Here is a 23163-nt window from a genome sequence, read left to right as displayed (position 1 = left end):
TTTCCTTTTCACTTAAATATAATCTACATGACTCACTCTGAATCCTTTTTTTTCTATTTTTTCGATTAATTTCTTTAATCTTTTTTCATCTAACTCATCTGATATATTTACGATAATACGGCGAATATATTGATCACCGTTATCTAGCGTAAACAACCCACCGATATTATATGCTTTTAACAATGTCCCAAGCTCTTTAATCGTTCCCTTACAATCTTGTGTTGCAATTGTTAATATATAACCACCCGTCCGCATACCGAATGAGTCTTCAATAACATCAAATACATTGGAATGTGTTAAGATACCAACAAATTCATTATAATCATTTAGCACCGCTAAAAATGGGAGACGACGAATCACATAAAAAGCTCTGAAGAAAGAATCCTTTTCAAAAATAAATGCAGAGGAATTTTCTAACATATCTCCTGTACTTACATGCTCTAATCCGCTATTACACTTCTTTTCTAATAAATCTACTTTATAAATAATCCCCATGAATAGCTTCTCATCTTCTGCTAATACAGGGATTGCTCGAAATCCCGTTTCATTCATAATTTGTAATGCTTTTTCACCAGTATCATTTATCTTGCAATAAGTCACCTGCTGTTTTGGCAGAAAATGATATTTAACTCGCAAAATATGTTCCTCCTTACATGTCAACATGTAATCTATATATAATAAGGAGACCTATATTTTATGAGTAAAATTATTTTTAAAACGCTTTCATTTATTTATGGAATTGTAACAACATCGCAAACATTTTTATATAACAGAGCTCTTCGCACCTTTTATCATTAACAACTTTACATGATAGTTCATTAAATATTCTATACCCTCTAGCCATTTTTTCGCTTCTTCTGGCGTTTTCCCCCACACAATCATGCCGTAATTATGAACGAGAACTACTCCTCCACCTTCAATAAAATTCGGAACATTACTTTCTAACAAATCAGCAAATTTCTTTTCATCTTCTACAATTGGAATTGTCATTTCTGTTATACCTTCTTTTCCAAAAACACGTTCCACGCTACGTTTATCGAATGTTACTTCTCTTTCTTCTCCGTATAACTCTGATATTAAATGGCTATCTACAGTCTGTACTTGTAAAATACATTCCGCACTGCTTTTTTTATAAATATCCGCATGCATAAATGACTCTGCCGCTGGTTTTTCCTCGTTTTCAAACACTGGCTCACACATGCAATTGACAACAATAAAATCCTCTTCTGAAAACAATCCTTTATCTCTTCCCTCGACATTCACTAAAAATGTTAATGGCTCTTTTGACGTACATAACGATAAACTAATTTTTGTACCATAAAACCAATCACGAAGTGCCAATTCAGATTTCACATCTTTTAATTCATTCCATTTCTTCAGAAAAAATAACATTTCGTCACCCCCGTCGTAATATTTATATAATGTTCGAATCCTTTCTATGTAAAAGGAATATTTTTTGATTATTCTAAAAATTTAATTGAATTATCACATGAGAATGCTTTTTTGTCAATATGATTTCAACGCTCCTCGTAAAAATAGGCTACTCACATACCAATCCCGCCGTCCATGTCCTACTTCATTTTACAATAAAAAATACGTTATTCTTCTAATGAAAGAATAACGTATTTTTCTCATTTGCTTTAAGTTCGTAAAGAATGACGGATCTTTTATCTTCGCATTCGCAACTGTTAAAAATTTAAAATGCGGCATATATTTCAATGCACGATAATCAATAATCTCATTCGTATTTAAAAACAAGTCCTTTACTTGCAATAACTCTTCTTTCGTAATTGGTGTATTTAAATCTTTTCTATTACATACTTTTTTATTAACAAATTCTCTTAATTATTTATCTGTTATCATATTTTGGCTATCCACTTGATTCTTTGTTTCCGTATGGCATGAATTAGAGTTATCATCTGCTTTCTCTGTTTCTTTGTCGCCTAATGTTGCTACTACTAGCGCCTTAATATAATTTTTTCAAAATAAAATTCCCTTATATTGATAACTGCAATATTACATGTAAAATATGTTTCTAGCGATACACAATAAAAATCCCTTTATTCAAAGGGATTTTTTACCTATCGTATGAAGAATTTCACTTTTTTCTTTCTCATTAATAAAACCAATTTTTTGTAAAATATTTGCATACAATACAAGTTTATTATATATGCGTTCTGACATATTCCCCCTTCTTTCCTTCAGCCAACTTTTTTTATATTGGTAAATTATATGAAGGAAATGAGAAAATGTGTCCACTTTTTGCATGAATGCAAACCTTTTATTTCATTACTGCTTTCACTTTATTTAACACACTGTCCATTGAATATTATGCTTCTTAACTTCTTCTTCAAAACTATATGGCATTTTCTTATCACAAATAACATGTTGAATACGAGAAAATCCTGCTATTCTATAATTCCCTTTTACGCCTACTTTTGTATGGTCGCATAAAATATATGTTTTCTCAGCTAATTTCATCATCGCTTCCGACAGTTTTGCTTTTTCTAATTCAAAACTGGAAACGCCAAAACTAGGTAATAACCCATCAATCGAAACAAACGCTTTATGAAAATGAAATTGATGAATCACTTGCTGAGAAATAGATCCTGATACACGCGAATGCTTTGGTGATACTTTTCCACCAATAAATAAAACTTCACCGTGAAACATCTTTTTATTAATAGAAGAGATTAATTGTGTCGCTACTGGAAAAGAACTCGTAACAATCGTTAAATTTTTTCGATGAACAAGATATGGAACCATCTGAAGTGGTGTACTTCCGTCATCAATTGCAATGACATCACCATCTTCTACAAATGTTGCTGCTTTATAACCAATTCTTTTCTTCTCTTCTATATGTAGCATTTCTCTTTCTAACATCGGCGCCTCTATCCCGGCACCTGGAAGTTGAACAGCTCCACCATACACTTTCTTCAACTTTTTTTCACGATCTAACTCTTCTAAATATCGACGAATTGTTTCTGTTGATACAGCGAATTCTCTCGCTAATTCTGAAACCTTTACTTTTCCTTTAAACTCTACTTTTTCAAGAATAGTCCGCTTTCTTTCTTCTCCTACTACAGACATAGCTTCACCCCATTTGTATCTACCTCATAAAGTTCCTTGCTTATACAAAATTATAATTTTCTTTTTCAGTGAAAACCTCTTCATGAATATAAATGCCGCGCTTTTCTAGTTCATCAAAAACAAGTTGTGGGTTTTCGAAAGCTTCTTCAGGCGTAACAACACCCATTTTATTTACATTCCCATTTGCAATTAACTCGGTAGCAATTCCAAATGGAATACCGACGTTTCTCGTATAAGCTCTTAAATTTTCCCATCCTACAATAGATCCATCAGATAACGGATGTGTATGATATAATACATGTCTCTGTTTCTCATTATTTTTCATACCTACTACTTCTACATGAAGTGCATAACCGTATACTTCCGTCTCTTGACCTTCTTTCGATTGTAATAAATACTGCGAAATACAATCCATAATGCCAATTTCTTTCCCGTTTATTTCAATTTGATCATTACGCAATATGCCGTAATCATATAAAGCACGTACGAGCTGCATATTTTTCTTTGGCCAAGTTCCTCTCGTCTCTATCAGTTTGACACCTTTATTTTCTAGTGCCTTTGCTAACGTAATCGTTTCAGAATGCGGAATGATATACTACATTGTTTTACCATAAGGCGCTGGCAATTCAATTTCTCTTGGTCGCGCAAAAGGAGGTACTTGCTTAAACTTACCATCTTCATATACTGTACGCGATGGTAAATTTGGATCATATTCATATGTCGTTGTTTCTGTAATTGATGCAGAAAAAGCAATTGGACGATACGAACCGTGACTTACACGAACATACTCTACAGTATCTAGCTGATTTGCTGCATGCATGGCCATCATTTGCGTTACACCTGGTGTCATACCAAATCCGGGTAAACATGTTTTTTCATTTTGAACAAATATAGCATGTGATTCATTTTCTTCACCAAATCCATTCAAATTCACACCGTGACACCCAGCTTCCGCAATACAACGAGTAGACAATCCATTTAACTTTATCGTCGTACCATCCATTACAATGTCATAGCCTTTCATTTTTGCAACTGTATCCTCATGATTTGTCACATCGACTTTCACAAAATCAACACGAGGATCGTTGAGCCATTCTACTACTTTACGGCCTTCTTCTTCGTTAAAATCGGCTACTGTAATCGTCTCAAAAGATGAAAATTGAACTAAATCCAAAATCGCTTCACGACAAATTTTACCTGCTCCACCTAAGCAAAATACTTTCAACCTATAACAACTCCTTTGGCGATACTATCAACTAAACGATTTATATCTTCCTCATGTACATCACCGATATTTCCAATACGGAACGTATCTACTTTCGAAATTTTCCCTGGATAAATTACAAATCCATACCTCTTTAACTCGTTATATAACTCCTGAAATTCAAATCCCTCTGGGTAAATAAACGATGTAATAATAGGAGATTGATATTTTTCATCTACTAATGACTTGAATCCAATTTCTTCCATTCTGTTCACCAATAATTTTTGATTGTTATAATATCGATTGCAACGTGCTCTTACTCCGCCCTCTTTTTCTAGTTCAAGCAAGGCTTGATAAAAAGCGTGTACAACATGCGTAGGTGAAGTAAAACGCCATTTCCCATTTTGCTCTTCCATCGTTTCCCATTGATCATATAAATCAAGAGATAAAGAGCGTGCTTGCCCTTTACACTTTAATAATTCATCACGATTTGCGATAACAAAACCAAATCCAGGAACACCTTGAATACATTTATTCGCACTACTAATTAAAAAATCAATTTGCAAATCAGCAATGTCTATTTCAATCCCGCCGAAACTACTCATTGCATCAACAATTGTAACCTTCTCGTATCGCTTTCCTAATTTACATACATCTACAATTGGATTAATAATACCTGTAGTTGTTTCACAATGAACTACTGCAATATGAGTAATCTCTCTATCTTCTTGCAATAACTTTTCTACTTCTGCAATATTAGTAGGTTCCCACTCCTCTGTTTGACTCACGACCACATTTATATGTAACATCTCTGCCATTTGCACAATCCTCTTACCGTATGCACCATTTGTACAAACAAGAAGCTTTCCGTTTTTAGGAACGACAGAACCAATCACTGCTTCAACTGAAAACGTACCGCTTCCTTGCATTAAAACCGTTGTATATTTCTCTTCTTCTTTCGTTGCTAACGATACAAGTTTAGCTCTTACATCTTGCACCATTGTGTTATATTCAACATCCCATGTACACCAATCGTATAGCATAACTTCTTTTACCGTTTTTGTTGTCGTCAATGGTCCTGGCGTTAATAATAAGTAGTGATTTCCATTCATGATCCTTTGCCCCTTTTATGAAATAATAAGTTCTTGTTTCTCGATATGTTCAATTACGTTCTCGAGTTCTTGCATCGTTTCAATCGTAAAATGAGCTCCGTTTTCAACGAAACGATTACGAACTACTTCCATCTTTTCATGAAGTTCTACCGGATCCATAGTTTCAACTTCCCACTCGCTTAAGCCGAGCTCGCTACTACCGAGAATTACGCCAACAGTCCACATCCCAGCATTTCTGCCCTCGTTCATATCTGACACCGTGTCTCCCACTTTTATCATATGATTCATCGGATACACACCAAGTTCCATCGCATTTTTATAGCACATCCACGGGTACGGACGACCTGCTGGAACATCATCTGGCGTCACAAGAAAATCAGGTTTATACCCTTGTAATTTTGCTTCTTTTGCAACAATATCCATCATTTCTCTCGTATAGCCAGTTGTTGAGCCAATTTTAATGCCTCTTTTACGTAATGAAGCCATCACTTCTCTTATCCCATCAATTGGCGTGGCATAGTTTGGCAGAATAGCAAAGAGAATTTCTTCAAATTCTTTATACATCTCATGAATGTCTGCTTCTGTTGGTAATTGTCCGAAAACACGCTTCCACTCATTCGCAATACGAGGCATTTCTGTTAGTGCTCTTACATGGTCTATTTTTAATAACCCCATTGGCTTACGTGCTTCTTCTGCTGTAACTTCAACACCACGTTTATGAAAAATTTTCATGAATACTTCCAGTGGTGCAAAACATCCGTAATCAACTGTCGTACCTGCCCAATCAAAAATAACTGCTTCTATTTTCATTCTATCCATCACCCTTCTTATTTATCTCGCTGTTCGCCAGGCAGTAAGACTCCCCCTCGCAAAGAAGTTAGGCGGGAATCATGCTGCCTTAAAAGTCCGATTGGTTCAACTATTAATCAGCGGGGGATGCCCCCACTGATTAAAGTTTCACTTTATCTTTGTTGCCATTTTGACGTTCGGTTACGAAGTGCTTTCGTTCCCCATTCATATACAACTCTTACTACAATATTAGTAACAACAACAAGTACACTCATCGCAGCTGCTGGTGCCACATTTCCTGCATCATCCATATTTACAATTGACACAGCAGCTAGTTTAAAATCAGCTGCGTATAGGAATACAACTGCCGAGACAGTCACCATGGAATTTACGAAATAGTACATTACCATTTCTAAAATGGCTGGTAGACACATCGGTACCGTAACTCGAAAGAATGTTTTATAAAACGGGATCCCCATCGACTGTGAAACTAGTTCAAACTCTCGATCTAATTTCTTTAAAGCTGTCGTTGCCGTAACAAATGTTACAGAATAAAAATGAATGATATTAACTAGTACTAACACAGCAATTGTTCCGTATAGAGAATGAAACGGGTTCGTTACGGAAAGTCCAAATATTTGTATTGTTGGTTGACTAAAGAAGAAAACGTAGCCTAACCCAAGTACTAAACCTGGTATTGCTAAAGGTACGATAGAGAAAAAGTAACCTGTTTTTCGGAAAAATTGTAGCTGGTCTATTTTCTCAATTGCATACGCGAACACAAATGTTAAAATTGCCCCAATAACCGCTGTAACCGCTGAAACAATTACACTATTTTTAAACGCTTCAAGTCCATCTCCCGTTAAACTTGAAAAATTAAAATGCTCAAATGTAAAACTCATATTATACGGCCATACTTTTACACTTGCAGCAATACCAACTGCAACGAATAAAAGAATAATCATAAGCGTTATTACGCTACAATATACGAACGAAATAACATCTCTTTTCTTATTATTTATTATTCTGTAAGGTACTGCTTTTGAAGATAAAAAATTCGCCTGTTTTCTTTGCGTAATACGATCAACTGCAAAAGCAAAGATAGCTGGGATTAATAAAATCATTCCGACAGTTGCCCCCATTGGCATATTTTGCTGTCCAATTACTTGTTTATATACGTCAGTAGCAAGCACATTATATTGTCCTCCTACAATTTTTGGCGCCCCAAAATCAGTGAAACTAAGTGTAAATACAACGAACATTACACTAATTAATCCGTACTTTACACTAGGTAAAGTAACAGTAAGAAACTGCTTTGTTTTACTCGCTCCTAACATATTAGAAGCTTCATATAAACGATAGTCAGATCCTTGAAAAGCAATTAATAAAATAAGGAATGCTTGCGGAAATGTATACATAACTTCAGCCATTACAATTCCTACCGGTCCATATAAAGGGATTTGTATACCTTCAAATAAACCAAACATTCCTTTCGTTACTAGCCCTTGATTACCAAATAAATATGTAAGTGCTATACCGTGCATCATCGTTGGCGCGAATAATGGTAATAACGCTACGTACTGAAATATGCGCTTTCCAAAAACATTCGTACGAGCGATCGCATATGCGTAAATGAAAGCGAGTGTAACGGAAATAATTGTTGTCGCGCCCGAAATCCATATCGTATTTTGTAATGATTGAACTAAAGTTGATGTTGTGAAATATTTACTGAAATTCGCAACACCAACGAAAGCTCCATCTTTATCGTAAAAGGCTTGTGTAAACAATTGTAATAAAGGCAATACAAGTATGATAAGAAATGAAAGAAGCATACCGATAATTACTAGTCTCTGTATCCACTCTTCTTTACCGATACGTCTCTTAATCTTTTTTTTCGTATTTTCTACCTGATAATTTTCTAACATCTCCATCTATACAATGACCTTCTTTCCATATGACAACATATGATTTTCTGAGAAAGAGATTTGAATTTGCTTTCCTTTCCTAATAGAAGTTGCTTCTACTTCTGATGCCAATATATCCACTACGATTTTCTCGTTATAAAGGTGTGTTTTCTCTTCTATGACCCGCACTTCCGTCCGGTATACAGCCCCCCGGAATTCCATGCTTTCTACAACAGTTTTCATACCATTATTGTGCACAACTGTTACATGTTCAGGACGAATTGCGTGTTCTTCATTATTTTTCGAAAAGAAATTAATAGAACCAATAAAATCTGCCACAAACGGATTGGCTGGTCTTTGGTAAATCTCCTCTGGTGTTCCAATCTGCATAATTTCCGCATGATTCATTACAACAATTTTATCAGCCATCGTTAATGCCTCTTCTTGATCATGCGTTACCATAATAGTTGTTACTCCGACTTTTTCTTGCAAATCACGCATTTCTCTACGCAACTTTTCACGCACTTTTGCATCTAAAGCAGATAACGGCTCATCTAGTAACAAAATATCGGGAGACAGAGCGAGCGCACGTGCAAGTGCTACTCGCTGCTGTTGTCCACCAGATATTTGAGCAGGATATTTATCTTTTACATTCAGTAAGTCAACAAGTTCTAACGCCAATAGCGCTTTCTCTTTTACTTCTGCTTTTTCATATTTTTTTGTCTTTAAGCCGTATTCAATGTTTTCAAGCGCCGTTAAATTCGGAAATAATGCATACGATTGAAAAACCATTCCGAAGTTCCGCTTACCAGGCGGCAATGCTGTAATATCTTTTCCATTCACAGCTATACTACCTGTTGTCGCTTCTTCTAACCCTGCTAAAATGCGAAGCAACGTCGTTTTCCCACAACCACTCGGGCCTAATAAACAAACAAACTCATTTTTTTTCACTGTAAAAGAAATATCTTTTAACGCTGTAAATGTATCAAACTGTTTTTGAATGTGTTGAATTGATAAATATTCGCTCATTTTTCTCTCTCCCACTCACTTACTTTTTCGGTTCTGCTTTTTGACCAAACTCTTTTTCCCAACGCTCTAAAATTTTGTCGCGATTTTCTGCTGCCCATTTAAAGTCATTCTTTTTGTATAACTTTTCTGTCACATCTTTCGGGAATCCATCTGGAAGTTTATAGTTATTTTTAATTGTCGCAAATCCATTTTTCTCGAAGTATAACTTCATTACATCATCTGTAATTGCCCAGTCTAAAAACGCTTGTGCTAATTTATCATTTTTCGCATTATCTTTCTTAATAAGTGCATTCGCTTCTACTTCCCAGCCTAGTCCTTCTTTCGGCAGTACAACTTCAACTGGTGCACCTTTTTGTTTCTCTTTTAAAGCGCTATAAACCATTGACACACCAACTGGATATTCACCTGCACCTGCTAATTTCGCTGGTTTTGAACCGGAATGCGTATAAGATGCCATATTATCATGAAGTTTTTTCATGTAATCCCAGCCCTTATCTTCACCCATAATTTGCAACCATGCAGAAACTGTTAAAAATCCTGTTCCAGAAGAAGCTGGATGTGGCATAACAAGTGTTCCTTTATATTCTGTTTTCGTTAAATCTTCATATGATTCTGGCATCGGTAAATTTTTCTTCTTTAATTCTTCTTTATTTACAGCAATCCCCGTCATAAACGCAGTATTACCTACCCATGTTTCAGGTTTCTTATCATCTTTAAATTGCGGAAGGACACGATCCGCTCCTTTTGGAGAGTATTCTTTTAACATATCTTTTTTCTCTAAAGCTAATAGACTAGACGCCGCAGTTCCCCACACAACATCTGCTTGTGTATTTTTTCCTTCAGCTAGCAATTTCGCTGTAATAACTCCTGTTGAATCACGAACAATGTTCAACTTCACATCCGGGTATTTCTTTTTGAAAGAATCAAGATAAATCGGTACAAGCTCTTCTTCAATCGCTGTATAAACAGTTAACGATCCAGATAATTTATCATCTTTCACTTTTGCTCCAGCACTTTCTTCTTTCTTTGCACCACACCCCATTAATAACGAAAATACCATTCCAGTTGCTACAGCTTTAAAGATTGTTTTTTTCACTGTCTCTCTCTCCTTTTACAAATCTTATGTACAACTCAAATATAAACAATTAGTGTAAAAGCAGTATTAAACCAACATTAATCTTTTGTTTGTTGTTTGTTTTTGTGTAATACGTTGCTACTTCTATGTTTTTTCACATTTTTCTGCTAATAGAAAATATTAAATTTACAAATAATTAAAAAAACCTTTATAATCCCACAAAAAAACGAGGCGTTTGTAAAAAACGCCTCATTTTTGTTTACCTTTTTTTGAATTTCGATTTGCATACTTTGCACTGTTTTCTCCTTCATACTCTAATGCAAATTCTGCATCTGGTAAGCTTTCTTTCGGAGTTTTATTATTGTTAATTGCTGCATTTTGTTTCACTTTTCTTTTTACCAATACGTTCACCTGCTCTCAAGAAATTACTTTCTACTCTAGTTTGGAGCAATCTGAAATAACTATTACTGGCAAGTGTTAACAAGTACATAAGAGCTTATAGATGGAAATACTACATACGAACAAACCTTTACAAAAAGGAGCGATTACTTTGAAAGAGAAAGAAACAATCCAATCGCCAATTTTAGACGAGACGCTCCCTCATCAAATGAACTTCCCTTCTTTTAAAGGAACAGGAAAAAAGATGCAACAACCTTTTGTAAATCAATATGATGTTGTAATTGGAGACAGTAAATACAATTCCGAGAACAGCCCCTTAAACAATTGGAGTGATGAGGTAGACCCTGCCATTATGGCTGGGGATGAATGGATCCATCCTACAAATGATATCGGGTGGATTGCAGAAGAAAATCAAGAATTACTTAAAAAAGAAGTTGATAATAAAAACGACGCTTTTATGCATCCCCAATTCGGAATTAACGATTAAAAAAACCATTCTACCTAACGCAGGTAGAATGGTTTCATACTATCCAATAATAATTCTTTCTTTCGGATATTTATAGCGAGGTGGTTGTTCTCTTCCACCACTAGCTAATATAAATGTTAAAATACCGACGCGTCCGATAAACATAAGTACAATAAGTACAAGTTTACCCACAGTTGTTAAATCTGGCGTAATACCTGTCGATAAACCTGTCGTCCCGAAAGCAGAACAAACTTCAACGATCAAGCTCATAAGCGGTACATTTTCCGTAATGGATAAAATAAATAGTGCCGTGGCACATAATAATATCCCCATCGTCATAACGACAGATGCTTTTAATACATCCTCTTCATGTAGCTGTCGTTTAAAGACTCGAACCGTTCTACCGCCCCTTGCAAATGTATATAACGATAATATACTAACCGCAAATGTTGTCGTACGTATCCCGCCCCCAACCGAACTTGGAGATGCTCCAATAAACATTAATATACTCATAAATAAAAGCGTTGGTTGTGACAATTCACGTATATCCATTGTAGCGAGTCCACCGCTTCGCGTCGTCACAGATTGGAATAACGTATAGAAAACCGTTTCATGCCATGACTTTCCTACTAAAAAATGATTTCGTTCTAGTAAAAAAATCATGATGGTTCCAACAACAACAAGTGCAAAAAATGTTGTTGTCGTCAATTTTGTAAATAACGAAAAACGAAAAAGTTGTTCTCTCTTCTTACTAAGAAATTGCTTCACTTCCATTAACACAGGGAAGCCAATCGCCCCTAAAATAATGAGTAACATATGAATCATTTGAACGATATAATCTTTTTTGTACGGGATTAGCGATTGTCCTGTTAAATCGAATCCACCGTTCGTCGTTGCACTAACAGCGGCAAAGAAACCGTGAAAATAAGCTTCTTGCCAAGTCGGAAAGTACAGTAAAAATCTTGTACCTAACAGGATTGCTCCAATGATTTCTATCGAAATAATTACAATTAAAATAGAACGCATTAATTCTACAAGACCCGATAAATTTCCTTGATTATGGTCTGCCATAATTAATCTTCTTCGCTGCAAACCAATCTTTTTACCCGTTATAATCCAAACGAATGTGCCAAGTGCCATGATGCCTAATCCGCCTAATTGTAAAATTAGAGCTAATACAATAATTCCTGCTGTTGTAAACGTATCTGAAATCGTAACAACTGAAAGTCCTGTAACACTTACCGCACTAACAGATGTAAATAGGGCATCGATAAATGTCCATTTCACACCATCCTTCGTAACAAATGGTAAACTAAGTAATATTACCGATACGACTACTGCTAATAAATAAAACAAAACAATAAGTTGTACGGGACGTAATTTTTGTAAAAACTTTTTTATATCTCTCATTCCATCACTTCGCTACCTTTTTTCTATCGATTAAATAAAGAAAAATCATCACTTTCTTTATTTGTAAATAACTGCTGAAATAGTTTTGCAAATACCATTCCGTATACAGTTCCATTTCCCCCATATGGCAGTGCGTAATATAAATTATGTATCTTTTTATCTTCTTTTAAAATAGGGAGACCATCATGACTACCACCAAATGCTGCTGCCCAATAATACTCTGCCTGTATATTATTAAACTGCGGGAACATTTCTTTTACAATATTAATAAGGATATCACGCTTATGCAATAATTTCGTATCGCCGATATTTTGAATTTTCAACGCCTCATCTAATCCGCCTACAATAATGCGGTTTTGATACGTTCGAAAATATAGGTAAGGCCGTGCCGTTTCCCAAATTAATGATTTCTCATGCCAACCTTCGAACTGATCTATCTTATTTGTAACAACTGCATAAGACGTTTCTACTGTTGTATTTTTTTCTTTCTTTCCAAAAAGCGCTTCATAACCTGTCGCCATAATAATATTCTTTGCTACTATTTTATTTCCTGTTTTTGTGTAACAAATTAAATCATTTTGAATTTGTTTAATATGTATTGCCTCTGTATGTTCATATATAGTAGCACCCATTTGCTTTGCTTTATGCAAAAGACTATGTGCTAACAAATATGGATTCACTTCTGCGTCACCGCTTGTATATAATGCTGCTTGTTTTGCAAATGAATAACGTTTCTTAATATCAGACTCTGTAAAATATTCAACCGGAAATTCATAATAGCGTAACGTATTATATTCTTCTTGTAAAAATGAAATATCCTCATCTCTACTCGCATAATACAAACTATTTCGCGGAATAAAATGGGGATCAATATCGAGAGTCGGTACAACCTTCTCCATTGTTCTAAGGGCTTCATAACAAAGCCTATATGCCCGTACCCCTTTTACTTTCCCAAATGTATGAATAAGAGAGGTTAACGATTTATCATGAAGAAATTGTAATAAACCTGTATTGGCAGCTGTGCTACCACATGCAATTGCTCTTTTTTCAATGAGCGTAACACGCATTCCTATCTTCGCTAATGAATACGCTATATGAGCACCCGCTTCGCCACTTCCGACTACGAGCACATCACATATCATATCATTTTCTAACGTTGGATAACAAGGTACAGAAACTCCTCTATTCCAAAACAACTTACCAGTCATAAGCTTCATAATTATACTCCTAAAATGTAAATTTCTCCTTTCTATGTTTTGTTATTTTCCATAAAAAAATCCAACTAACACAACGCTAGTTGGATTTTTTATTTTTAATTGGAACGCTCTTCAAGCCAATTTCCAATCGTCGGATATGTTTGTTTTACAGCTGTTCCACCGTAAACGATAGACATATGCCCTGTTGGTAAACATACATATTGTTTATCTGTGCTAGAAATATGATCTAGTAAAGCTTCTACTTGACATGGCAGAGCGATATGATCACGTTTCCCGGAAATATTTAAGACATTCGCCTTAATATTTGCAAGGTCTACCTTTTGTCCACGAATAACGAGTTCACCTTTAACCAATTTATTATTTTGATAAAAATCACGAATCCACTGTCTGTATGATTCACCCGGGAACGGAATGCCATCGCCAACCCACTTTTGAACTAATTTCCAGCTTTCGACGAAGCGCTCATTTTCTGAACGATCAACTAAAGCAACGTATGGACCAACAAAATTCGTAATTGGTTTTAACATCTTATTTCCGAAATCAATCATTTCCGGCGGAATATTTCCGAATGTATCAACCGCCTTATCTAAATTGAAATATTTCTCATCTAATAAAGGACCATATAATCCTGTTTCAGAGAAATCGAAAGGACTTGTCATAAAAATTAAGTTACGAATTGGCATATGCGGATGAAGTGCCGCATAAATAGACGTTAGCGTTCCACCCATGCAATAACCAAGTAAAGAAATCTCATCCGATTTTGCAGTTCGCATTACTTTTTTCACTGCTTTTGCAATATAATCGAACACGAAATCATCAAATTTCAAATGACTATCTTCTAAACCAAATGTACCCCAATCAAGCATATACACATCAAAACCACGATCTACTAAATATTCCACTAAACTATTTCCAGGAGTTAAATCCATAATATATGGCTTATTAATAAGAGCATATATTAATAAGATTGGGACTCTCTGTGTTTTTTCTTGTTTTGGAATGTAACGATAAAGCTTCGTTTTATTCTTCGTCCAAATAACCTCTTTCGGTGTTAAACCAACTTGTGGTTCTGGTTCGCGTAATAAAATTTCGCTCGCTCTTTTCACACGGCGATATGCTTTGCGATATTCTTCTGGGTACAACTCCAATTGCTTTTCCCATTCTGTTACGAATGTAGTCATTTTTCTATCTCCTTTTCGGTCGATTTCTTTCTAAAAAAAGAAGTGCATTCCTGATATGGATATGCACTTTTTTCTTACTTCATTACATGTATAATCCACCGTTAATGTTTAATTGCTGACCAGTGATATACGCACCGTCACGGCATAGGTATACTACACCTTTTGCAATTTCATCAGCTTGTCCAAAACGTTTTTTCGGGATTTTCGCAACGATTTTTTGACGCACTTCTTCTGGTACCTCTGCTACCATTTCAGTATCGATAAATCCTGGGCAAATTGCGTTTACAGTTACATTTGTTTTTGCAAGTTCTAACGCTAATGATTTTGTAAATCCTAGCATACCTGCTTTTGCTGCTGAGTAGTTTGTTTGTCCAAATCCACCAGCTTGACCAATAATAGAAGAAATACTAATGATTCTTCCTTCTTCTGCTTCCGATATGTATGGAAGTACCGCACTTGTCGTATTAAATACACTACTTAAGTTCACGTCAATTACGCGCTCCCAATCTTCACGATTTAATTTTTTGAATGTACGATCTCTTGTAATACCAGCATTATTAACAAGAATATCAACTTTACCAAAATGATTCACAGCTTCTTCTACAAGTCGGTTTGCATCTTCTACTTTAGAAACATCCGCTTGAACTGCATAAACGTCATGCCCCTCTTTTCCTAGTTCATTTACTAAGTTTTCAGCTGCTTCTTTACTGCTGTTATAGTTAATAACTACTTTTGCTCCCTCTTGTGCTAATGCTACTGTAATTGCTTTTCCAATTCCTTTTGCCCCACCTGTTACGATTGCTACTTTGCCATTTAATTGAACCATTTCTTTTCCCCCTTAAATGAATTTGTGAACGATTATTATGAATCATTTTGGTACCCATACTAATAGAGTCCATATATTAATTATGTTTCGTTGTTTATACGTGAAAACGAGATTCTCCCTCTCTCTTTTACACGTTGTAAACAAACGCTATTATCATTTTTTATTTTCTGGCTTATTCGCCGGCTTTACTTCTTCTTTTACAGGTACTTGTAGTTTAGCTAGTACTGCATTTTGCTTTTCTAGCAATTCTAAAATTTGATCAACTTTCGTTTCTAACGTGCGAATATCTTGTTTTACTTTCGTAACATCACGCTTTAATGTAGGAGCTTGTCCTAACGAATCCACTTTCTCTTCTAGAACTTCCTCAATATTATCAACTTTATTTTCTAAGTTAATAACAAGCGTAGCTACTCTAGCGATATCCTCTTTCGTTGGCACGTTCACTTGTTCTAAATAACTTTTTGTCGTATCATTTAATGCTTTTTGATAAAACAAATTCAAGTCTAGAACGCTGCCCATCCAAGCAGAATATTCTTCTGTTTTAATTGTTTCATTGAGCGCTTTTCCCCAAAATGTTTCGGTTTGTTCATAAGCATTTTTCCATGCTTGCAATGGATCGAATTTTTGATCAATCACTTCGCCTACACTCCCTTTTTTGTTTTTGAAACAATTCAACCTATTCACTATTTTCTAATATTCTGAATAAAACTTCAAGTCTATATTTTATTTTTCTTTATTTTCCAACAAATGTATTGACATTAAAAACAGATAGGTGTAAATTGCACTTATAAGCAAAAAATTCCATCTAACTGATTCATGAGGTGATGTACAATCATGCTACATAATGAACCAGAACACCCAGAAAGTTTGGAAAAAAACCAAGCGAAACAACCAAACTCCATGCCAAAAAACTTCTTAGTTCCTTTCTTACTTCTCTGTCTAAAAGACTGGAGTCTTCATGGTTACAAACTCATTCAAATGCTAATGGACATCGGCTTTTCTTCTGTTGACCAAGGTAATGTTTATAGAACACTACGCAAGTTAGAAAAAGAAAACCTTATTTCTTCTACTTGGGATACAAGCGATGGAGGGCCAGCAAAAAGAATTTATTCTTTAACTGAATATGGAGAGCAATATTTATCAACATGTGCGACTTCTTTTGAACATTATCAAAATATGTTGCGGACGTTTTTCACGTTATACACCAATGCATTCTTTCCATTTTCTACTTCTCCAGAAAAGGATGAAAAGGATTCTTCATCTTCACCTGGTGGTACAGCAGAGTAATCTGCGTTCACAATATGCAAAAAAACATTTGGAGGTCAAACAATGGAAACTAAACCATACGAATTAGTCGATGCATTTTGGAAAAACTGGTCTCAATCTCTTTCCCTCTTCTCTTCAGCTGGGAAACAATTAGAGCAACTTACTTTAGAAACGTTAAAACAACAACAAGACGCTTTGCATAAATTAACATCAGGAGTAAATGAACTAGAAAAAGAACTACAACAATTCACAGCTCAGTTCAATAACCAATATACAGATTACGTGAAGCAATTAACTGGAAACTCCTTAAATGATCAAATTAACGAGTGGCAAGGGAAATGGAATGAGCTTTCTACTCAAATGCATCAACTTACTGTTTCTCCTACAAAAACATCTTTGTCTATTCTTATTCAAACTAGCGGTCAATTTGAAGAAACAACAAAACACTTTATTGAACAACAACAATCGCAACGCGAAGAGGTTCAAAAACAGTTAGAAGTTTTTTTGGGAGAGTTCAAGTCCAAACAACTAGAACTCGCAAAGCAGTTCGAGGAAAACTCAAAAAATCTATTTACTTCCATCAAGTAAGAAAAATGTGGCAACTAACTGCAGCACAAACAAAACTCTTTCTTCCTCCTACTACATCAAGATGGCTTACATTTTTCGATATGGAAAAGAAGGAGGACAAAATGAATCCATTTCAAGAAGCACAAACTGTTCCGGAGCTTCGTTATGATGAGATTCAAGTCGGTGATCAAGCATCTCTAACAAAAACAATTACGGATGAGGACGTTATCAATTTTGCAAAATTGACTGGAGATGTAAATCCTATTCATATTTTAGACTCTTTTGCAAAAACGACAATGTTTAAAGAACGTATTGCTCACGGTATGCTCGTTTCAAGTTTTATTTCTACCGTTCTTGGAACGAAACTCCCAGGAAAAAATACGATTTATTTATCCCAAAACGTTTCATTCCGTGCTCCTGTCAAAATCGGCGATACACTTCGTGTAGTGGCAGAGGTCATTAAAAAACGGGATGATAAGAAAATCATTACATTACAAACAAACATCTACAATCAATCCGATGATATTGTCGTGGAAGGTACAGCGACAATACTGAAAAAAGAGTAGCAAATTTGCTACTCTTTTTTCTATCCAAGAACTTCTAATCACACCGATTACTTCCGGGTATGAGTACATCGTTTCCACATAAAATAACGTTACCAGTTTAGATAGTACTTAACTTGGCTGAACTGGACTACTCAAAAGGATGTGTGTCAACATGGTAAAAACAAACAAATTACTAGTTCCAGGTGCAGAACAAGCACTTGAACAATTTAAATATGAAATTGCACAAGAATTCGGTGTTAGCTTAGGCTCAGATACAGCATCTCGTTCTAACGGTTCCGTTGGCGGTGAAGTAACAAAACGTCTTGTTGCTTTAGCTCAACAACAATTACGCGGATAATACTATAACATATGGCTTAGAGGCAGATATTCTCTGCCTCTTTCTATTTGCAACATACATAATAGCGCTTTTTCACATACTAGTAAGAACAAACTGAAAGGAACGATATGTGAGATGAAACGGATTAATATTAGCATGAGCCCTCCTCGTGTTCTTACTTTATCTTTTATTGTATTATCAATTGTCGGCACATGCTTATTAAAACTACCAATTGCTACAACAACATCTATTTCATGGCTCGATGCCTTATTTACAACGGTTTCTGCTTGTACAGTTACAGGGCTTGGTGTTGTGGACACTGGAAAAGTATTTACCTTATTTGGCCAATGTGTAATTTTAACACTTATACAAGTTGGCGGTCTTGGCATTATGAGCTTTGCTGTTTTAATTGCAATTATGCTTGGCAGAAAAATCGGTCTTCAGAACCGAATTTTGTTACAACAAGCACTAAATCAAACGAATATTGGCGGTGTCATTCGTCTTGCCAAAGCATTATTTCTATTCTCTTTTACAGTAGAATGTATTGCTACTTTGCTCCTCTCTTTTGAATGGGTACCAAAATACGGAATTGCTAAAGGGTTCTATTATAGTTTTTTTCATTCGATCTCTGCCTTTAACAACGCCGGTTTTTCTGTGTGGAGCGATAATTTAATGTCCCATTCTCATAGTATTCTCGTCAATCTCGTTATTTCTTCTCTCATTATTTTAGGTGGAATCGGTTTTACAGTGATCATAGATATAAAACGAAAAAAGAACTTTAAAAACCTTACATTACATTCAAAACTCATGCTCTCTTCTACTCTAATCGTCAATATTATTGCTACCGTTTTTATTTTCATATTCGAGTTTCATAATTCTTTTTCTATGAGAGGTTTTACCCCATTTGAAGAAGGAATGGCTGCTTATTTCCAAGCAATTTCAACGCGCACTGCCGGATTTAATACCGTTGATATTTCTGCATTAACAAAACCTTCCCTTTTATTAATGATGCTTCTTATGTTTATTGGTGCTGGTAGTGCTTCAACTGGTGGTGGAATTAAGTTAACAACATTTTTAATTATGTTTTTTGGCGTATTTAAATTTTTACAAGAACAAGATGATATTGTTGTGTTTAAAAAATCCATTAAAGATACGCTCATTGTCAAATCATTGACCATTACTATTATTTCCATTTCATTTATCTTTGCTGCTATTTTAATTTTAAGTATTACTGAGCGAGTTCCTCTATTGATGAGTGCTTTCGAAGTATTTTCAGCATTTGGAACAGTCGGTCTCAGTATGAATTTAACACCACACTTAACGATAATTGGAAAAGCTATTATTATCTTTATGATGTTTTTTGGAAAAATGGGACCGTTAACATTGGCTTTTTCATTTGCACGTAAAAAGAACCGGAAAATAAAATATCCGAACGAAGATATTTTAACAGGTTGACAACCGTATAAATTATCCATATAATGAGAGTACAATAGCATATCTCCAAAGGGGAGTAGCGTCCAAGAATATTTCTTGGAAACAAAGTCGTCATTACGTAGAACTTAGTTCTTCCGGCTTTGTTGGCATTTTTATTACATATGTCTAGCAAGACCTTTGCCTATTAACGGCAGAGGTCTTTTTTGTATTCATTGCCAAATTCTTCCAAAGTTAATAGGCAGGAGTATGGGGAAACTAAATAGTGGGGAAATTCTTCACTTATTTAGTACTTATAGAAATGAGAGGAGAATGTACATGGATGTATCATTATTATTGGAGTATGGTTGGGTATTACTCATCCTGATTGCACTTGAGGGGATTTTAGCGGCTGATAACGCGCTTGTTCTTGCAATTATGGTAAAACATTTACCAGAAGAAAAACGTAAAAAAGCACTATTTTACGGATTAGCGGGGGCATTTGTTTTCCGATTCGGATCGTTATTTATGATTTCGTTCTTAGTCGATGTATGGCAAGTGCAAGCAATCGGTGCTATTTACCTTATGTTTATCGCTGGTAATCACTTATTTAAAACGTATGTTAAAAAGAATACGGATGAAGACACAGAAGAAAAAGAAGCAAAGAAAAAACAAGAGAATTTTTGGTGGACTGTATTTAAAGTCGAGGTTGCTGATATCGCCTTTGCAGTTGATTCAATTTTAGCTGCTGTTGCATTAGCAATGACTTTACCGAAAACAGGACTAGGTACAATTGGTAGTCTTGATACTGGGCAATTCGTTGTTATCTTTGTAGGTGGACTTATTGGATTAATCATTATGCGATTTGCAGCAACTGCTTTCGTACAAATATTAAAACGTAAACCAGGACTTGAAACTGCAGCATTCTTAATTGTAGGTTGGGTTGGTGTGAAGTTAGCAATCTATACATTAGCACACCCTGCATTAAATGTAATTCCGCATTCATTCCCAGAATCTACTCCGTGGAAACTTACATTCTGGATTGTATTAGTTGGAATCGCAGTTGGCGGTTGGTTCTTCTCGAAAGAAGTAGAAGTAAAAGTAGAAAAGAATTTAGACGAAAAAGCGCTGTAATTACAGCGCTTTTTCTTTTTTATTTCAATTCCCTCTCTATTTTTAGAAAAAATTCCATTATACTACCTTTTGTAATCGCTTTCTTATTTTATGTATGTCCTTTTTGTGAAACATTGCACAAACTTATTGAAACTGTGAACGAATCCATGTACTTTATTCATATAAGGAGTATTTATAGAAGATTTACTAAAGGAGCGTATGACTCATGCTAGAACAAGGATTAGATTATGTTGTCAAACTGGCTAAGAGCAAAAAGAAAATGCTAGATATAAATCCGATGCAATATTTCATTCGTGCTGCACTTGCGGGCATTTATATCGGTTTTATTATTGTACTATGTTTTAAATTAGGTAACTTTTTTCACATTGCAGATTCACCAGCAACTTATTTAGCTGCTTCCATGTTTTTCGGGATTGCCCTCGTACTTATTATATATGGTGGTGCTGAATTATTTACTGGAAATACAATGTACTTCACAGTAGCAACTTTAAGAAAAGAAACAACGATTTCTGATACACTTCGCAACTGGATTGCATGTTATGCAGGTAACTTAGCGGGTGCTTTATTCTTTGCCTTACTATTTTACGCAACTGGCATTTTCGAAGCGATTGATCACGGTCATTTAATGAATAAAGTAGTTGAAAGAAAGATGAATACACCTACAATGCAATTATTCTTTAAAGCAATTTTATGTAACTGGCTTGTCTGTCTTGCCTGCTTCTTACCTTCTCAAGTGAAAGGTGACACAGCCAAAATATTAATGATGATGATGCTCGTTTTCACTTTCTTTTTATCTGGTTATGAGCATAGCATTGCAAACTTATCACTGTTTGCTTTATCTTTAGTATCACCACATCCTGAGACAATTTCTTTTGCAGGCGCTATTCATAACTTAATTCCAGTTACAATCGGTAACATTATTGGCGGGTCCGTATTTGTCGGTATGGTATATCACTACTTAACAAAGAAAACACCTGATGTTAAACAGGAAGAGACTGTAATCGCAGCAGCTCAACAAGAAGAGATTATTCCTTTACAAGCACATATGAAACATTAAAAACTCCAAAGTCTAACTTTGGAGTTTTTAGCTCCCCACATATTTCACAATAATACTTGCTTCAATCTCTCCTTGTTCTTTTCCACCCTCTATTCTTTGTTTCATCTTATCCATACCAATGACATCATTTGTGTGAAAGTGGATTTCCTTAACATATAATCCCTCTTTACAAAAAATATTTACGAAATCAAATCCATTACTCTGCCGCCATCCCATATTAAAGTCGAGAGAAATAATATTTACCTCATTCTCCCTAACAAATTGCAAGGCAGTTTCTACTGTAGTTGCGGGCACATATCCAAACGGACAACCTCTTTGATCATCCATATATATATTCATTCTCTATCCCCCTCTATTTTGAATACACAATTAATACATAACATATTGCTCCAAGACTAATAAAAGGGCCAAATGGAATTGGTTTACTTGCTTCTATACGCTTTAATAAAATACCCATCCCGAAAAAACAAAGACTACAATAAGACGCTAAAAATAAAATAATAAAAACCCCTTTCAATCCCACTATAAATCCAAGTAGCGAGAGTAATTTTATATCCCCTCCACCAAGCCCTTCTGGATATATCTTTTGCATACAATATAACAAAAAGAGTATAACCCCACTACCAACTATACTATCTATCCACGTAACTAACGGTACAAAAATACATTCTAAAATAAGCAGAAAAGCAAACGAAATTAAAATACGATCAGGAATTAACATATATATATAATCTGTAACGGAAATAATAAGAAGTAACGAAAAAAGCGATAAAATGATGAGAAGCTCTCGTTCTACTCCAATCATATATACAGTAAGAAAAAATATTGTACCGGTTACAAATTCAAATACTACGTACAGAATCGGAATTCCCCTCTTACAATTCGTACAGCGCCCTCTTTGTATACAAAATGAAATGATTGGAATTAGTTCTTTTGGCTTTAGTACATACTTACAATAATGACAATGCGAACGCGGTGTAATAATAGACTCGCCTAAAGGAACCCTTATTGCGATTAGCATAAAAAAAGAACCAAACACCATACCCACTAACAATGCATATATATAAGTGAACATCCCTTCCTCTCCTTTCCAAAAGAACATAACAAAAAAAGGAGAGAACTTCTACTTCATATTATCCTTTATT

Annotated in this window: 24 protein-coding genes, 2 pseudogenes and 1 riboswitch; of the genes and pseudogenes, 8 read left to right on the top strand and 18 right to left on the bottom strand. The window is 35.2% G+C overall.

Going from position 1 to position 23163, the window contains the following annotated elements:
* Positions 1–12 precede the first annotated feature (12 nt).
* The 11 genes and pseudogenes from cbpA to MHH42_RS06545 form a co-directional block, all read right to left on the bottom strand.
* Positions 13–636, bottom strand: coding sequence for a cyclic di-AMP binding protein CbpA (gene cbpA, locus MHH42_RS06595; RefSeq protein ID WP_001264227.1), 624 nt, complete (start codon positions 634–636; stop codon positions 13–15).
* A gap of 126 nt (positions 637–762) precedes the next feature.
* Entirely contained in the window at positions 763–1392 is a 630-nt protein-coding gene (locus MHH42_RS06590) for a class II aldolase/adducin family protein (RefSeq protein ID WP_000895994.1), read from the bottom strand.
* A gap of 231 nt (positions 1393–1623) precedes the next feature.
* A pseudogene (locus MHH42_RS06585) lies at positions 1624–1950 on the bottom strand (NEAT domain-containing leucine-rich repeat protein); the annotation flags it as partial.
* A gap of 357 nt (positions 1951–2307) precedes the next feature.
* Positions 2308–3090, bottom strand: coding sequence for a DeoR/GlpR family DNA-binding transcription regulator (locus tag MHH42_RS06580; RefSeq protein WP_000117656.1), 783 nt, complete (start codon positions 3088–3090; stop codon positions 2308–2310).
* A 40-nt stretch (positions 3091–3130) separates the two neighbouring features.
* Positions 3131–4315, bottom strand: a pseudogene (locus MHH42_RS06575) (saccharopine dehydrogenase family protein).
* Positions 4312–5406 carry a 2-aminoethylphosphonate--pyruvate transaminase gene (phnW, locus tag MHH42_RS06570; protein ID WP_340893030.1) on the bottom strand — a complete coding sequence of 365 codons (1095 nt, stop codon included), beginning with the start codon at positions 5404–5406 and terminating at the stop codon, positions 4312–4314. The pseudogene MHH42_RS06575 and the gene phnW overlap by 4 nt, the downstream one beginning before the upstream one ends.
* Positions 5407–5421: 15 nt before the next feature.
* Positions 5422–6216, bottom strand: coding sequence for a phosphonoacetaldehyde hydrolase (gene phnX, locus MHH42_RS06565; RefSeq protein ID WP_000687390.1), 795 nt, complete (start codon positions 6214–6216; stop codon positions 5422–5424).
* 152 nt (positions 6217–6368) lie between these two features.
* Positions 6369–8126 (bottom strand): putative 2-aminoethylphosphonate ABC transporter permease subunit, encoded by a 1758-nt coding sequence (locus tag MHH42_RS06560; protein ID WP_141543574.1) that lies wholly within the window; start codon positions 8124–8126, stop codon positions 6369–6371.
* Positions 8127–9128: a putative 2-aminoethylphosphonate ABC transporter ATP-binding protein gene (locus MHH42_RS06555; RefSeq protein WP_000006203.1), complete on the bottom strand. Its 1002-nt coding sequence runs from the start codon at positions 9126–9128 to the stop codon at positions 8127–8129. It lies immediately after the preceding gene.
* Between the two features lie 19 nt (positions 9129–9147).
* Positions 9148–10224, bottom strand: a complete 1077-nt coding sequence (locus tag MHH42_RS06550; RefSeq protein ID WP_098652222.1) for a putative 2-aminoethylphosphonate ABC transporter substrate-binding protein — start codon at positions 10222–10224, stop codon at positions 9148–9150.
* Positions 10225–10452: 228 nt separating this feature from the next.
* Positions 10453–10605: a hypothetical protein gene (locus MHH42_RS06545; RefSeq protein ID WP_000240799.1), complete on the bottom strand. Its 153-nt coding sequence runs from the start codon at positions 10603–10605 to the stop codon at positions 10453–10455.
* 100 nt (positions 10606–10705) lie between these two features.
* On the opposite strand from MHH42_RS06545, the gene MHH42_RS06540 reads away from it, so the two are divergent.
* Entirely contained in the window at positions 10706–11089 is a 384-nt protein-coding gene (locus MHH42_RS06540) for a DUF3905 domain-containing protein (protein ID WP_000404293.1), read from the top strand.
* Between the two features lie 39 nt (positions 11090–11128).
* Here the strand turns inward: MHH42_RS06540 and MHH42_RS06535 are convergent, their stop codons facing one another.
* From MHH42_RS06535 to phaR, 5 genes are all read right to left on the bottom strand, one after another.
* Entirely contained in the window at positions 11129–12478 is a 1350-nt protein-coding gene (locus tag MHH42_RS06535; protein ID WP_001204701.1) for a TrkH family potassium uptake protein, read from the bottom strand.
* A gap of 23 nt (positions 12479–12501) precedes the next feature.
* Positions 12502–13695: an NAD(P)/FAD-dependent oxidoreductase gene (locus MHH42_RS06530; RefSeq protein WP_000772554.1), complete on the bottom strand. Its 1194-nt coding sequence runs from the start codon at positions 13693–13695 to the stop codon at positions 12502–12504.
* A 95-nt stretch (positions 13696–13790) separates the two neighbouring features.
* A complete protein-coding gene (gene phaC, locus MHH42_RS06525) occupies positions 13791–14876 on the bottom strand; it encodes a class III poly(R)-hydroxyalkanoic acid synthase subunit PhaC (RefSeq protein ID WP_000206839.1) in 1086 nt (361 codons plus the stop codon).
* A gap of 82 nt (positions 14877–14958) precedes the next feature.
* A complete protein-coding gene (locus MHH42_RS06520) occupies positions 14959–15702 on the bottom strand; it encodes an acetoacetyl-CoA reductase (protein ID WP_000250411.1) in 744 nt (247 codons plus the stop codon).
* Positions 15703–15855: 153 nt separating this feature from the next.
* Positions 15856–16338 (bottom strand): polyhydroxyalkanoic acid synthase subunit PhaR, encoded by a 483-nt coding sequence (gene phaR, locus MHH42_RS06515; protein ID WP_000566960.1) that lies wholly within the window; start codon positions 16336–16338, stop codon positions 15856–15858.
* 198 nt (positions 16339–16536) lie between these two features.
* Between phaR and phaQ the strand changes: the two genes are divergently transcribed.
* The 7 genes from phaQ (at position 16537) to MHH42_RS06480 (ending at position 22018) form a co-directional block, all read left to right on the top strand.
* Entirely contained in the window at positions 16537–16989 is a 453-nt protein-coding gene (gene phaQ / locus MHH42_RS06510) for a poly-beta-hydroxybutyrate-responsive repressor (RefSeq protein WP_000903016.1), read from the top strand.
* A 42-nt stretch (positions 16990–17031) separates the two neighbouring features.
* Positions 17032–17556, top strand: a complete 525-nt coding sequence (gene phaP, locus MHH42_RS06505) for a polyhydroxyalkanoic acid inclusion protein PhaP (RefSeq protein ID WP_340893027.1) — start codon at positions 17032–17034, stop codon at positions 17554–17556.
* Between the two features lie 101 nt (positions 17557–17657).
* Positions 17658–18101: a MaoC family dehydratase gene (locus tag MHH42_RS06500; RefSeq protein ID WP_001067920.1), complete on the top strand. Its 444-nt coding sequence runs from the start codon at positions 17658–17660 to the stop codon at positions 18099–18101.
* 151 nt (positions 18102–18252) lie between these two features.
* Positions 18253–18438: an alpha/beta-type small acid-soluble spore protein gene (locus tag MHH42_RS06495; protein WP_000241211.1), complete on the top strand. Its 186-nt coding sequence runs from the start codon at positions 18253–18255 to the stop codon at positions 18436–18438.
* Between the two features lie 114 nt (positions 18439–18552).
* Positions 18553–19872 carry a TrkH family potassium uptake protein gene (locus MHH42_RS06490; RefSeq protein ID WP_016108050.1) on the top strand — a complete coding sequence of 440 codons (1320 nt, stop codon included), beginning with the start codon at positions 18553–18555 and terminating at the stop codon, positions 19870–19872.
* A 38-nt stretch (positions 19873–19910) separates the two neighbouring features.
* Positions 19911–20076: riboswitch (yybP-ykoY riboswitch) on the top strand.
* Positions 20077–20166: 90 nt separating this feature from the next.
* Positions 20167–20961: a TerC family protein gene (locus MHH42_RS06485; protein WP_000383309.1), complete on the top strand. Its 795-nt coding sequence runs from the start codon at positions 20167–20169 to the stop codon at positions 20959–20961.
* 205 nt (positions 20962–21166) lie between these two features.
* The gene (locus tag MHH42_RS06480) at positions 21167–22018 is read left to right on the top strand and encodes a formate/nitrite transporter family protein (protein ID WP_340893025.1); all 852 of its coding nucleotides are present in this window, start codon (positions 21167–21169) and stop codon (positions 22016–22018) included.
* 27 nt (positions 22019–22045) lie between these two features.
* On the opposite strand, the gene MHH42_RS06475 is transcribed toward MHH42_RS06480, so the two are convergent.
* Together MHH42_RS06475 and MHH42_RS06470 are read right to left on the bottom strand one after the other, a co-directional pair.
* Positions 22046–22357, bottom strand: coding sequence for a cyclic-phosphate processing receiver domain-containing protein (locus tag MHH42_RS06475; RefSeq protein ID WP_001028942.1), 312 nt, complete (start codon positions 22355–22357; stop codon positions 22046–22048).
* 13 nt (positions 22358–22370) lie between these two features.
* Positions 22371–23120 carry a prepilin peptidase gene (locus tag MHH42_RS06470; protein ID WP_002038259.1) on the bottom strand — a complete coding sequence of 250 codons (750 nt, stop codon included), beginning with the start codon at positions 23118–23120 and terminating at the stop codon, positions 22371–22373.
* Between the last annotated feature and the right edge of the window lie 43 nt (positions 23121–23163).

The sequence above is a fragment of the Bacillus sp. FSL L8-0099 genome (assembly GCF_038006385.1).
Taxonomy (GTDB): Bacteria; Bacillota; Bacilli; order Bacillales; family Bacillaceae_G; genus Bacillus_A; species Bacillus_A toyonensis.
Note: the sequence above shows the minus strand (reverse complement) of the source record. Positions and strands in the feature narration are given on the sequence as shown.

What these genes read in the sequence shown, in the direction of transcription:
- MHH42_RS06590 (WP_000895994.1), bottom strand. Translation starts at nt 1,392, where the DNA reads ATGTTATTTTTTCTGAAGAAATGGAATGAATTAAAAGATGTGAAATCT.
- MHH42_RS06580 (WP_000117656.1), bottom strand. Translation starts at nt 3,090, where the DNA reads ATGTCTGTAGTAGGAGAAGAAAGAAAGCGGACTATTCTTGAAAAAGTA.
- phnW (WP_340893030.1), bottom strand. Translation starts at nt 5,406, where the DNA reads ATGAATGGAAATCACTACTTATTATTAACGCCAGGACCATTGACGACA.
- phnX (WP_000687390.1), bottom strand. Translation starts at nt 6,216, where the DNA reads ATGAAAATAGAAGCAGTTATTTTTGATTGGGCAGGTACGACAGTTGAT.
- MHH42_RS06560 (WP_141543574.1), bottom strand. Translation starts at nt 8,126, where the DNA reads ATGGAGATGTTAGAAAATTATCAGGTAGAAAATACGAAAAAAAAGATT.
- MHH42_RS06555 (WP_000006203.1), bottom strand. Translation starts at nt 9,128, where the DNA reads ATGAGCGAATATTTATCAATTCAACACATTCAAAAACAGTTTGATACA.
- MHH42_RS06540 (WP_000404293.1), top strand. Translation starts at nt 10,706, where the DNA reads ATGGAAATACTACATACGAACAAACCTTTACAAAAAGGAGCGATTACT.
- MHH42_RS06535 (WP_001204701.1), bottom strand. Translation starts at nt 12,478, where the DNA reads ATGAGAGATATAAAAAAGTTTTTACAAAAATTACGTCCCGTACAACTT.
- MHH42_RS06530 (WP_000772554.1), bottom strand. Translation starts at nt 13,695, where the DNA reads ATGAAGCTTATGACTGGTAAGTTGTTTTGGAATAGAGGAGTTTCTGTA.
- phaC (WP_000206839.1), bottom strand. Translation starts at nt 14,876, where the DNA reads ATGACTACATTCGTAACAGAATGGGAAAAGCAATTGGAGTTGTACCCA.
- MHH42_RS06520 (WP_000250411.1), bottom strand. Translation starts at nt 15,702, where the DNA reads ATGGTTCAATTAAATGGCAAAGTAGCAATCGTAACAGGTGGGGCAAAA.
- phaQ (WP_000903016.1), top strand. Translation starts at nt 16,537, where the DNA reads ATGCTACATAATGAACCAGAACACCCAGAAAGTTTGGAAAAAAACCAA.
- phaP (WP_340893027.1), top strand. Translation starts at nt 17,032, where the DNA reads ATGGAAACTAAACCATACGAATTAGTCGATGCATTTTGGAAAAACTGG.
- MHH42_RS06500 (WP_001067920.1), top strand. Translation starts at nt 17,658, where the DNA reads ATGAATCCATTTCAAGAAGCACAAACTGTTCCGGAGCTTCGTTATGAT.
- MHH42_RS06495 (WP_000241211.1), top strand. Translation starts at nt 18,253, where the DNA reads ATGGTAAAAACAAACAAATTACTAGTTCCAGGTGCAGAACAAGCACTT.
- MHH42_RS06490 (WP_016108050.1), top strand. Translation starts at nt 18,553, where the DNA reads ATGAAACGGATTAATATTAGCATGAGCCCTCCTCGTGTTCTTACTTTA.
- MHH42_RS06485 (WP_000383309.1), top strand. Translation starts at nt 20,167, where the DNA reads ATGGATGTATCATTATTATTGGAGTATGGTTGGGTATTACTCATCCTG.
- MHH42_RS06480 (WP_340893025.1), top strand. Translation starts at nt 21,167, where the DNA reads ATGCTAGAACAAGGATTAGATTATGTTGTCAAACTGGCTAAGAGCAAA.
- MHH42_RS06475 (WP_001028942.1), bottom strand. Translation starts at nt 22,357, where the DNA reads ATGAATATATATATGGATGATCAAAGAGGTTGTCCGTTTGGATATGTG.
- MHH42_RS06470 (WP_002038259.1), bottom strand. Translation starts at nt 23,120, where the DNA reads ATGTTCTTTTGGAAAGGAGAGGAAGGGATGTTCACTTATATATATGCA.